The following is an 11,912-nucleotide window of genomic DNA, read 5'->3' on the forward strand; positions in this document are numbered from 1 at the left end:
ACGTTGCAGTGACCGACGATCCCGCCACTTCCATCACCCGCACCAACGGCGTCGAAACACTCGCGCTGACGGTCACAAAAGTCCCGGCCGGCGACACGGTAGCGATCTCGAATGCGGTGACCGCCCTGATCCCGGAATTGGAAGCGGAGCTCGGTAACGGTGCCGCCATCACGGTGATCTTCGACCAGGCGCCGTTCATTGAACGCTCCATCGCCGACCTCACGACCGAGGGCCTGCTGGGCCTGGGGTTCGCCGTCGTCGTCATCCTTGTCTTTCTGCTCTCGGTGAGATCCACGCTGGTGACCGCCGTGTCCATACCGCTGTCGCTGCTGGTGACCTTCATCGGGCTCGCTGCAACGGGGTACTCCCTGAACATCCTGACCCTCGGTGCGCTGACCATAGCGATCGGGCGTGTGGTGGACGACTCGATTGTGGTGATCGAGAACATCAAACGGCATTTGAGCTACGGCGAGGAGAAAAGGGAAGCCATCCTTACCGCGATCCGCGAGGTGGCTGGAGCGATTACCGCATCAACGCTGACCACTGTGGCTGTTTTTCTTCCCATTGCGTTTGTGGGCGATCTGGCCGGCGAGCTGTTCCGGCCCTTCGCGTTGACGGTGACCATTGCCCTGCTGGCCTCGCTGGCTGTCTCGCTGACCATCGTTCCCGTGCTCGCCTATTGGTTCCTGCCCCGGGCGGGCCGCCCGGTGGAGCCAGGCGAACAGCGCAAACTGGCTGAAGTAAAAGAACAGACCTCGTGGTTGCAGCGCGGCTATCTGCCGGTGCTTCGTTCCACCCAGCGCCACCCGGCGTGGACCCTGGTGGCGGGCGCCCTGGTGCTCGGCGCCACCGCGGCCATGATCCCATTCATGCAGACCAACCTTCTGGGCAACACCGGCCAGAACAGCTTTGGTATCACCCAGCGCCTTCAGCCCGGCTCCAGCCTCGACAACACCGTCGATGAGGCGGCCCGCGTTGAAGCGGTCCTGGGCGAGTTTCCCGAGATCCGCGATGTGCAGCTCACCATTGGAAACTCCACGGGGGCCCTTACCTCCCGAGTGTCAGCCGGTGCCGCCACCGCGCAGTTCACCATCATCACTGTCGAGAAAGCTGACCAGGAACAGCTCCAGACGGAGGTGCGGGCCGCCCTCGCGGGACTCGACGGCGCTGGAGAGATTTCGCTCTCCAGCCAGCAGGGCGGTTTTGGCACCGCCAGCACCGTGGACATTGACATCACGGCGCCCGGTCCGGACGAGTTGCAGGCCGCGTCCGACGCCGTCACCGCCGCCATGCGCGGGACGCCCGGTGCCCGTGATGTCACCAGCAACCTCGCGGCAGCCCAACCGCAGATCCAAATCAGTGTGGACCGCGCGGCGGCCGTCCAGGCGGGGCTCAGCGAAGGGCAGATCGGAGGACTGTTGGGCGGAAGCATCAGCGCCGTGCCGGGTGGAACCGTGCGGCTGGACGCCACCGACTACCCCGTTCTGATCGGCGAGGGAACCGACATCCTCAGTCTGGAGCAGTTGCGGGAGCTGAGCATCCCCACACCTACCGGCCCCGTTCCGCTGACCGATGTGGCTTCGGTGGAGGAGGTGGAGGTTCCCGTCACCATCACCAGCGCCAACGGCGAGCGCACGGCACGCGTCTCCATCACTCCAGCAGAGGACAATCTGGGTGCGCTCACGGCGGCAGTCACCGAGCGGCTGGACTCAGTGGTACTGCCTCCGGGCACCACAGCCACGCTCGGTGGGGCGTCGGCGCAGCAGGCTGAGTCCTTTGGGCAGCTGTTCCTGGCACTGTGGGCCGCCGTGGCCATTGTCTACGTGATCATGGTGGCCACGTTCAAGAGCCTCCTCCAGCCGCTGATCCTGCTGGTCTCGGTGCCATTCGCTGCAACGGGTGCCATCGCCCTGCTGGTTGTCACCGGAATCCCGCTGGGCCTGCCATCCCTGATTGGGATGCTGATGCTTGTAGGCATTGTGGTGACCAATGCAATTGTGCTCATCGACCTGATCAATCAGTACCGGAACCCGCACGATGGAAGCCCGGGCCTGAGCGTGGCAGATGCCATTACGCGCGGCGCCCGGCAGCGCCTCAGGCCCATTCTGATGACCGCGCTGGCCACCGTGTTTGCGCTGACGCCAATGGCTCTCGGGCTCACCGGCGAGGGCGGTTTCATCTCGCAGCCGCTGGCCATTGTGGTGATTGGCGGGCTGGTGTCCTCCACAGCGCTCACCCTGATCCTGGTACCCGTCCTGTACCGGCTGGTGGAGGGTCGCCGGGAGGCACGTGTGGTGAAAGTCCCACGGGAACAAACCAGCAAACGGGTAGGTTACACGCTATAGTAGATGCAAATGCATCTAAATTGAGTGGGAGGAAGTCATGCAGATTGGCATTTTCACGGTGGGCGACATAACTGTCGACCCAACGAACGGTACGGCGCCCACCGAACATGAGCGCATCAAAGCCATGGTCACCATCGCCAAGCACGCGGAGGACGTGGGATTGGATGTCTTCGCCACGGGGGAACACCACAATCCCCCGTTCGTTCCCAGCTCCCCCACCACCATGCTCGGCTACATCGCGGCGCAGACCAAGCGGATCATCCTGTCGACGTCCACAACGCTCATCACCACCAATGACCCGGTGAAGATCGCCGAGGACTTCGCCATGCTCCAACACCTGTCCGACGGCCGTGTGGACCTCATTCTGGGCCGTGGCAACACCGCTCCGGTGTACCCGTGGTTCGGCAGGAACATGCAGGACAGCGTGGACCTGACTGTGGAGAACTACAGCCTGCTGCGCCGCCTGTGGGACGAGGACGTAGTGAACTGGGAAGGAAAACACCGCACGCCGCTGCGGAACTTCACGGCTACCCCACGACCGTTGGACGGCGTTGCCCCCTTTGTCTGGCATGGTTCCATCCGCACCCCACAGGTGGCGGAGATTGCGGCTTACTACGGCGACGGCTTCTTCGCCAACAACATTTTCTGGCCCAAGGAGCACTACCAGCAGCTGATTAACCTCTACCGCGAGCGCTACGCCCACTACGGGCACGGCACGGCAGAGCAAGCGATCGTGGGACTGGGCGGCCAATTCTTCATGCGGCGGAACTCGCAGGACGCCGTGAACGAGTTCAGGCCGTACTTCGACAATGCACCTGTCTACGGCCACGGTCCGTCGTTGGAGGACTTCACCTCGCAGACTCCGCTGACGGTTGGGAGCCCGCAGGAGGTCATTGACAAGACCCTGTCATTCCGTGAATTTTTTGGCGACTACCAGAGGCAATTATTCTTGGTGGACCATGCAGGATTGCCGTTGAAGACCGTGTTGGAACAGCTGGACCTCCTGGGCTCGGACGTCCTCCCCACGCTGCGGAAAGAATTTGGGGACCGTACTCCAGTGGAAATTCCGGCACCGCCAACCTTCGAGAACCGGCTGGCTGCACGGACGGCGGTGCACAGTGGCTGATGCAGTTGCGGCACTTCCGGCGCCGGATCTACGCCTCACTGCGGATGCCTGGGAGTCACTGTTCCGCGCGCAGGTTGCGGTGATGCGCAGGCTGCGCAACGACCCGTCGTTCAGGAAGCTTCCCATGGGCGAATATGACGTGCTGTTCAACCTCAGCCGATGCCCCACGGGGTGGACCAGGCTGAATGAACTCAATGCACATCTCCTGATCACTCAGCCAAGCCTCAGCCGCATGGTGGACCGGCTCGAAGCCAAGGGACTGATCCAGCGAAAGCCTGCGCCCGAGGACCAGCGCGGAGTGCTGGTCGCTCTGACTCCCGAGGGCAGGGAGTTGCAACGCGAGATCGGCTCGGCACACGTGCGGCGCATCCATGCCCTGCTCGGTCCCATGCTCTCAGCGGAGGAACTGGTTCAGTTGATGGGCTTGACCGGACGGATCCGCGACGAGCTTGACGGCTAGCGTAGCTGCACGGACTGCCCGGACCGGTCCACCGGCAGCTCATCCACCACGGCGGTCACCTCTAAGACGTTGAGCGCCAGGCTTCCCCCAACGGTGGAAAGAAACGCGGTGTCCGAGGCATCCCGCCCCGTCGCGATCCGCAGCATGGACGCTCTCGGTGCCAGCCCGGTTGCATCGAGAATGTGCCACTGGCCATCCACCCAGGCTTCCGCGACGGCGTGGAAGTCCATCGGTCTGAGGCCCGGGGCATAGACGGAAGCAAGCCTGGCAGGCACATCCTTGGCCCTCAGGAGGGAAATGACCAGGTGGGCATAGTCCCTGCAGACTCCCCTCCGGGCGAGGAGGGTCTCCACCGCGCCATCAGTGGGCCGGGATGAACCCGAGACGTACTGCAGCTCGCTGCCCACCCATTGCCGCACCGCCTCAAGCAGTTCCACCCCCTGCATCCCGCCAAACTCGGCGTAGGAGGTTGGGAGCAGCCGGTCGGATTCACAGTACCGGCTGGGGCGCACGTAACGGATCAGATCCCCGTCGGAAGCCGAGGGCATCACACCCTGCCCCGATACCACCGCGTGATAGTCCAGTTCCACAGTGGAAGGCGCTTCCACCCTGAGTGTATGAAGGACTCCCCCGTGGAAATCCGGCACTTCGGCAAGATCCGCCTGGGCCCCGTCCACGCTCACGCGCAGGGACTCCTCCAGACCCAGGTATCCGGCGTCCCTGGCAACCGCCACTGAGAACACCATTGATGTCGCGGCCCGGGTCTGCGCCCTGATCCGGGCGGTTACAGTTCGCTTCATCTCTCGCTCCTTGTTGTGGTCCGTATGCACCTGACCGGACTCTATGCTGAAAGCTTGGTTGTATCCACGCTACGACGCGGAAGGCTCACCGGATGAATTCATTCAGTGCAGACAGTATTGGACCACTTGACGGGCACACCGCGATCATCACGGGAGCCAACAGCGGCCTCGGGTTGCAGACAGCGATAGCCCTGGCACGGAAGGGAGCCGCTGTCACTCTTGCCTGCCGCGACGCCGAACGGGGCGCCGAGGCCGTGCGTACCGTGAGGCAGGAGACCGGAAGCAGTCAGGTGTGGTTGTGTCGACTGGATCTGGGAGATCTGTCTTCGGTGCGGGAGTTCGCCGCTGGGTGGGATGGTCCGCTGAACCTGCTGATCAACAATGCGGGTGTGATGGCCACCCCGCGGAAGCAGACCGCGGATGGCTTTGAACAGCAGCTCGGGATCAACCACCTGGGCCATTTTGCTCTCACCGGATTGATGCTGGGCGCATTGCGCCTCGCGGACGGCGCCCGCGTGGTGACGGTTTCGAGCCTTGCGCACAAGAGGGGAATCATCAATTTCGATGACCTGCTGTCCCGGGACCGCTACCGGCCCTGGGCAGCGTACAACCAAAGCAAGCTCGCCAACCTCTTCTTCACCATGGAGTTGGACCGACGGCTTCGCGCGGCCGGATGGCCGGTGATATCGGTTGCTGCGCACCCGGGGCTGTCCAACACCAATCTCACTGCTGGCATGCGCGGCGCGGCAGTGCTGGACCTGATGGGCGGTCTCTTTCGCCTGATGGGACATCCGGATCACGCGGGCGCATTACCCATCCTCTACGCGGCAATGGAACCCACAGTGGAGGGAGGGGACTACTACGGCCCCAATGGGCCGGGCGAAAGGCGGGGCAATCCTGCGCTCGTCGCCCCGGCGCCACAGGTCCTGGACGTGGAGATTGCCCTGCGCCTGTGGGAAGCGAGCGAACAACTCACCGGAGTCACCTTCGGGGGTCTGCCACCGGTGCACTGAAACGAGACGCTACTGCGCCACCGTCAGCGACAGGATCATGTCCCGGACGGAGACGTAGCCAGCCGCCTCGAAAAACTCCTGGGCCTGGACAATCGTGTCAAAGGTTGCCGTGCCCGAACCAATCTCATTCGGTGGAAGAGCCCTCGCGGAAACTGAGTCTCCAAACGAGTACAGGCCAATACCCTCGGGGCCTTGAACAGTGTTTGTCAGCACGCAGGCCTGCCCGTCGGTACCACCCAGCTGGTCGGTGAGGCCAAACGAGCTGAAGAACTTGAATCCCTGGATCAGCCGCACCACAAAAAGCGGTTCTATCGACGCCTCGGACTCTCCCGTGGACGGTACGTCCACCGGGACACTGGCAATGACTGTGTACGGGCTGGCGTCATCGGAACCGCAGCCAGTATCGACAGGCTTGATTCCGGTGTGAAGCTCCGCCAGAACCTGATCCCGGTCGTTGCGCACCGAATAGTGCAGGGAGTCGGGTTCATAGGCCTCACCCGGTTCCGCAATTTCCTGCACCGTCCAGGCGTCCGGAAGTTCGAAGCTGACCTGCCGGCCCGGATCGGTAAAGACCTTCCAGCCTTCCCGTGGTTCCACCGCCGCATCAAGCGTGGGCCGGGTTTCAGTGGGCTCGGCCGACCCCGTGATTGTTGGCTGCGCGGCTGTCGATTGTGACGCAGTGGTTTCCGCAGGCCGGTCGCCGATCTGGAAATCTTCGCACCCCGTCAAGGCCAGCGCTGCGGCCGCGAGCAGGGCGGCAGCGGCCATGCGTTGTGCGGCCGGCGGTGTTCGGCTCATCGGTGGGTTCCTCTCCCTGAACGGTTGCTGCTTCGAGTGTATGCAGTGATACCGGCCACGTGGGGTCATCCGCGCGGTCTACGGTGCAGAATTACCCAATATGAACATTGTGATGGGCACTCTCCTGGGCCCGGTGACGGTCCGGATCACACAGCGGGCGGGGTTGAACGCTCCGCCCTGGGTGCTGCTCCACGGCGCGTCAGGCTCCTGGCGGACATTCCGTGAGCTGCAGAGTTCTCCCGCATTCCCTGGCGGCTCCGACGCTGTGGCAATCGATCTTCCCGGCTGGGGGGATTCACCGGGCCGGTGTCCCTTCACCATCGAGGAGCAGGGCACTGTGGTGGCCGCCATCCTCACCGCTCTGGGGTACCACTCATGGCATCTCTTCGGACACTCCATGGGAGGAGTGCTTGCGCTGGAGGTGGCGGCGGCACACCCGGAGCGCACGCTCACCGCCGTCGTACTCTCCCCCACCGCGCTCAGCGCGGCCCGTGCCCTGCATCGCCCGCTGCGCCACCTGCCGATGGCGCCGCTGGTGGGCATGTACTGGGTCATGCGGTTCCTGAACCTTACGGGCCCGTCTGCGCGGCCGCTGGTGGCCTTCGCACTGCGGATCCGCCTGCTGCCGCTTATCCTCGGACCGTTCTTCTCCCGGCCCGCAGGTTTGCCCGCCGGTGTTTTCGCCGACCTGGCCGGAGACGTCCGTCCGGCGTCGTTCATCGCGGCTGCGCGCGCATTACATGAGTACGACGTCGGCCGCTGGCAGGCCATCGCGGCGCGGGTTGTGTTGCTCCGCGGCGAGCGGGATATTTTCACTCCGGATGGGGAGCTTTCTGAACTGTGCGCCCTGATCCCCGGCTCCCACAGTGCGGTTCTTCACGGAACCGGCCACTTTGCGCACATCGAGGACGCTGATGCGATCGCGGAGTTGATCGCCACGTCAGGGCACCGGCGGCTTTCTTAGCATATCCTCCCTCGCTTCGCTCCCTCAGGTATTCCACGGTCCGCCGGCTCCAACCTGCCAATTCACTTCGCGGCCGAGCGATGATGGCGTTGCCGAAAGGGCCGGTGCCAAGAATGAGGGACGAGCGTGCCGCAATGATTCTCGTATCAGCGCGTCGCGTGCAGCAGAAGTTCGGCGTACCAATAGCGGAACTCGCCCGACGGAGGCGGTTTGGAATGGGGTCCGATTACCTATCAACCGCCTGCCCTGATCATCCGCTACGAACGCTAACTCCAACGGTACTGAGACGCCTCGGAAACCCCATCGCGCCACCGCTCGAGCCTCGAAACCGAGCCCTAGGTCCCAGATCACTAGCTCCTCGCCTTTGCGCTTCGGCCAGCTGCTCCACTAGGTGTGTCAAGCTCGCTCCGCGGTCGGTGAGCTCGCGAGTGACCTGGGAACCGTAGGAATACTGTCCGGCGGACAAGTCCATCCCGTTCAAGCCTTCGCATAGTGCGTGTCAGCATGCGCTGAGAAATACCGGTGCCTGGACACGCTCACAGCCGTACAGCGGGAATCTATCGCTCTTCCAAGGCTGACCTACGTTGACCCGTTTGCCACTCGAAAGTATCTGGGCCAAATCGACGTGGCTCGCCGACTCCGAACAAGGTTTTTCCAAGGGCACGCGCCCACCATACAGGCATTATCAGCATCGCTTGCGAGGTGGAGGCGGCAGGACCATGGCGACTGTTGAAGGAAGGCCGACGGCGGAAAATCACGGCATTTGCCGGACGCCGGCTTCATGCCGCTTTGACTCGAGATGGGTCAACAACGATGTGAAGGAAAGCCCGTGATGGACATCTTTGAAACCCTTGAGTCTGAAGTCCGAAGCTATTGCCGCAGCTGGGACACCGTTTTTGAACGAGCGAGCGGAAGTGTTCTGTACAACGAGGACGGCATGGAATACCTGGACTTCTTTTCGGGTGCGGGTGCATTGAATTACGGACACAATAATCCGATCATGCTCAAAGCATTGATCGATTACCTCCAGTCTGGTGCGATCACTATGTCTCTCGACATGAAAACCCCCGCCAAGCGGAGGTTTCTGGAGAATTTCAGAGAACTGATCCTGGCGCCGCGTGGACTTGATTACAAGGTTATGTTTCCCGGGCCGACCGGCACAAATTCGGTGGAAGCGGCCCTGAAGTTGGCCCGCAAGTACACCGGACGGCACCACATCCTCAGCTTCACCAACGCTTTTCACGGGATGACTCTTGGCTCACTGTCCGTAACGGGAAATTCCATGAAGCGCGCGGGTGCGGGTATTCCGTTAACCAATACATCGAGCATGCCTTATGACGGGTACTTCAGTGACCGGACCGCGGAGATTTCATGGCTTCGGCAGGCATTGGATGACACCGGATCCGGAGTGGATAAGCCGGCCGCGGTCATTGTGGAAACCGTTCAGGGCGAAGGTGGGCTGAGAGCGGCGCGTGTCCCTTGGCTGAAGGATCTTTCAGCTCTCTGCCGGGAGCATGGCGCACTGCTCATTGTCGACGATATACAGGCCGGATGTGGTCGCACCGGTACCTTCTTCAGTTTTGAAGAAGCCGGTATCACGCCGGATATTGTGTGCTTGTCCAAGTCGATTTCCGGTTTCGGCCTGCCGCTGGCGCTGACGCTTTTCAGCCCGGAACTGGACATCTGGAAGCCTGGAGAGCACAACGGGACGTTCCGCGGGCACAATCCGGCTTTCGTCACAGGGGCAGCCGCGCTTGAACACTTCTGGCGGGATGATGAGTTCGAGAAGCAGATTGCACGCCGGTCGAGACAATTGCACGAGGGGCTTAGCCAGATTGCCGCTGGCAACGAAGGTGCCGTTGTCCGCGGGCGCGGTCTTTTGGCCGGTATTTACTACCCCGATCCCGCGACCGCGCACCGGGTTGCCGCCGAGTGCTTCAGCAAAGGTCTGCTGGTTGAAACCTCCGGGCCACAGGACGAAGTGCTTAAAACCATGCCTGCACTCACCATCAGCGCCGCTCGCCTGAGCCGTGGCCTGGACATTCTCGCCGCAGCCGCCCGCGCGGTCACCGGCAGTCCCAATACCTACCAGCCGGTTGCATGAGCATGACCGCCGCCGGCCGTCCAACCTGGAGGGGTCATGAACACGACCGCAGAGGACGTACTGCCTGGCGGCACCTTGGTGCGCGCCCTGCGGCTGTCCGACGTCGATCTTCGGCTTGCCGGGGCGTTAGAGGACGACGAGAGGACGACGGCGGCCAAGTTCCGTTCATCCTTGCAACGCGGGCGGTTCCTGGCAGGCCGCATCTCGCTGCGTCTTTACGCCGCGGAGCTGTTCGGGGCAGCACCGGCTGCACTGCGTGCAGATTACCGGTGCGTTGTCTGCGGAACTGGGAGCGGGAGCGTCCACGGGGTACCTAGCTACATATTGCCCGGACAGGGCCAGTCGCTGCGGGTAAGTCTGAGCCGGGCCGGGGACTGGTGTCTTCTTGCTGGTAATTTCCAGAATGATGTCATCGGCCTCGGGGTGGATGTGCAGGACGTGGCAGCGTCAGAATTCGAGGGCTTCGAAGCCGAGGCATTGACATTGTCCGAACGGGCCCTGATGAGGACGGCCGCGCCTCGTCAGCGGGCAGCTCTGCGCACCAGGTTCTGGGTGCGGAAGGAAGCGGTTTTGAAAGCGCTCGGTACCGGGCTCGCGGTCCCTCCTTCGACAGTTGATGTAACCGGCTCTTTCCCACTATTCCCGGATCCGACCGGGGAGGCGCAGGAATGGCTGATCAGCGACGTGTTACTGGCGTCAACCGGGATACCTGAAGGATTCGCTGGGGCGGTTGCACTAAGGAAGTCCGGCCCGGGGATTTGTGCGGATCAACTCGCCTCCCAAGATTTACACAAGGGTCCGGTAACAGAGTCGTTACAGATCCGCAGCCCTTACCGCATACTTTCGCTTCGATGAATTGAGTTTGCTTTGGAAGATGCCGATTTTATTGAACAAATCCGTCTTCGGGATGGACAATCTGAGCTGGCTTCTGCCAGCAAACCCAGTGTCGCTTGCCGAGAGCTGACCGGGGATCCGCCAGAAGATGGAGGCTGCACGGCCAGCCCTGGCGGCCTGATCGTGCAAAAGTACGGCGGCTCCTCCGTTGCGGACAGCGCAGGCATTCTCCGCGCGGCGCGCAGGATTTCCCAAACCCGGGCAGCCGGCCATGAGGTGGTGGCGGTGGTGTCCGCGATGGGTGACACGACAGATGAGCTGTTGGATCTTGCGGTCAGCATTTCGCCTCATCCCCGACCCTCCGACCTCGACGTCCTGCTGAACATCGGCGAACTGATTCCCATGTCTTTACTGGCTATTGCCTTGGCGGATCTGGGTGCCGCTTCGCAGACGTTCACCGGCAGCAAGGCCGGGCTGATCACGGATAATGTCTACGGCGAGGCGCGCATCGTTGAGGTCAAGCCCGACCGTATCCGTGCGTGCCTTGCACGTGGCGACGTTGCAATTGTTGCAGGTTTTCAGGGCAGAACCCGGAAGAAGAAGGCGCTTACCACCCTGGGCCGAGGCGGCTCTGACCTCACGGCGGTGGCGCTTGCCGCAGCCTTGGGCGCAAAAGTTTGCGAGATCTACACCGATGTGGACGGCGTTTACACCGCGGACCCGCGTGTGGTCCCTTCGGCACGCAAAATAGACATCCTTTCCAGCGAAGAAATGTTGGAACTCGCAGCGTCGGGCGCAAAGGTTCTTCACCTCCGGTCTGTCGAGTATGCCCGTCGCTTCGGCATTCCGATTTACGTGCGATCCTCCTTTGCCCAGGATCCGGGAACTCTGGTTCTGCCGAGTATGCCCTGTGTGGACCAATCGGCCGCAGAAGCGTCAGGGAGGGAACGCGCGGTTGTTTCAGGAGTTGTCGGCGTCAACTCGTCGGCCAAGATCACTGTCGTGGGTACTTCTGACCGGCCCGGCGCAACGTCAAAAATCCTGCGCGACCTGGCCGCATCGGGTTTGAATGTCGAATTGATCCCACCGAACGCGCAGACGCCGGCCTGCGGCTGTACAGACATTTCCTTTACCGTGCCGGCGCCGGAGGCTTCCGCTGCGCTTGCGGCGCTCGACGCCGCCCGTGGCGACATCGGCTTTCACAGCCTCCGCCACAATCAGCATCTCGGTACCGTGTCGCTGAGCGGACGCGGAGTGCGCTCAGCGCCCAACGTTTTCCGCGCATTCTCAAGGGCACTTGCCGAGGCGGGAGTTGAAATGGAGCTGATCTCGATGTCCGAAGTGCGCATCGCGGTCCTGACGAATGCCGTGGATCTGGACAAAGCGGTCCACGCACTTCGCCGGGCATTCGGCCTGGCCACGGATCGGACAGCGGCACCCCCGTAGCGCCGGTACAGCGGCCGCCGTT

Annotated in this window: 10 protein-coding genes; 8 read left to right on the forward strand and 2 right to left on the reverse strand. The window is 62.6% G+C overall.

Annotated elements, in window-relative coordinates; all coding sequences use genetic code 11:
• The 3 genes from Y708_RS25720 to Y708_RS0116105 all read left to right on the forward strand — a co-directional run.
• A partial coding sequence (locus Y708_RS25720; RefSeq protein ID WP_081746890.1) for an efflux RND transporter permease subunit occupies positions 1-2,345 on the forward strand: 2,345 nt, incomplete at its 5' end.
• 37 nt (positions 2,346-2,382) lie between these two features.
• A complete protein-coding gene (locus Y708_RS0116100; protein WP_028280713.1) occupies positions 2,383-3,471 on the forward strand; it encodes an LLM class flavin-dependent oxidoreductase in 1,089 nt (362 codons plus the stop codon).
• Positions 3,464-3,931 (forward strand): MarR family winged helix-turn-helix transcriptional regulator, encoded by a 468-nt coding sequence (locus tag Y708_RS0116105; RefSeq protein WP_028280714.1) that lies wholly within the window; start codon positions 3,464-3,466, stop codon positions 3,929-3,931. Before Y708_RS0116100 ends, Y708_RS0116105 begins: the two co-directional genes overlap by 8 nt.
• On the opposite strand, the gene Y708_RS0116110 is transcribed toward Y708_RS0116105, so the two are convergent.
• Positions 3,928-4,731, reverse strand: a complete 804-nt coding sequence (locus Y708_RS0116110) for a transglutaminase-like domain-containing protein (protein WP_028280715.1) — start codon at positions 4,729-4,731, stop codon at positions 3,928-3,930. The genes Y708_RS0116105 and Y708_RS0116110 overlap by 4 nt on opposite strands.
• Before the next feature lie 92 nt (positions 4,732-4,823).
• On the opposite strand from Y708_RS0116110, the gene Y708_RS0116115 reads away from it, so the two are divergent.
• Complete coding sequence (locus tag Y708_RS0116115; RefSeq protein WP_028280716.1) at positions 4,824-5,744, forward strand: oxidoreductase; 921 nt, start codon at positions 4,824-4,826, stop codon at positions 5,742-5,744.
• Positions 5,745-5,753: 9 nt separating this feature from the next.
• Here Y708_RS0116115 and Y708_RS0116120 read toward each other — a convergent pair whose 3' ends face one another.
• Positions 5,754-6,542: a hypothetical protein gene (locus Y708_RS0116120; RefSeq protein WP_051479074.1), complete on the reverse strand. Its 789-nt coding sequence runs from the start codon at positions 6,540-6,542 to the stop codon at positions 5,754-5,756.
• A 100-nt stretch (positions 6,543-6,642) separates the two neighbouring features.
• Here Y708_RS0116120 and Y708_RS25725 point away from each other — a divergent pair, with 100 nt between their 5' ends.
• The 4 genes from Y708_RS25725 to Y708_RS0116140 all read left to right on the forward strand — a co-directional run bounded on the left by Y708_RS25725 (position 6,643) and on the right by Y708_RS0116140 (position 11,890).
• Positions 6,643-7,506 (forward strand): alpha/beta fold hydrolase, encoded by an 864-nt coding sequence (locus Y708_RS25725; protein WP_081746891.1) that lies wholly within the window; start codon positions 6,643-6,645, stop codon positions 7,504-7,506.
• 832 nt (positions 7,507-8,338) lie between these two features.
• Positions 8,339-9,610, forward strand: coding sequence for a diaminobutyrate--2-oxoglutarate transaminase (ectB, locus tag Y708_RS25730; protein WP_035776631.1), 1,272 nt, complete (start codon positions 8,339-8,341; stop codon positions 9,608-9,610).
• A 36-nt stretch (positions 9,611-9,646) separates the two neighbouring features.
• Positions 9,647-10,465, forward strand: coding sequence for a 4'-phosphopantetheinyl transferase family protein (locus Y708_RS25735; protein WP_051479076.1), 819 nt, complete (start codon positions 9,647-9,649; stop codon positions 10,463-10,465).
• A 162-nt stretch (positions 10,466-10,627) separates the two neighbouring features.
• Positions 10,628-11,890, forward strand: a complete 1,263-nt coding sequence (locus Y708_RS0116140; protein WP_343212982.1) for an aspartate kinase — start codon at positions 10,628-10,630, stop codon at positions 11,888-11,890.
• Positions 11,891-11,912: the final 22 nt, after the last annotated feature.

The organism is Arthrobacter sp. H5 (assembly GCF_000520595.1).
Lineage (GTDB): Bacteria > Actinomycetota > Actinomycetes > Actinomycetales > Micrococcaceae > Arthrobacter_D.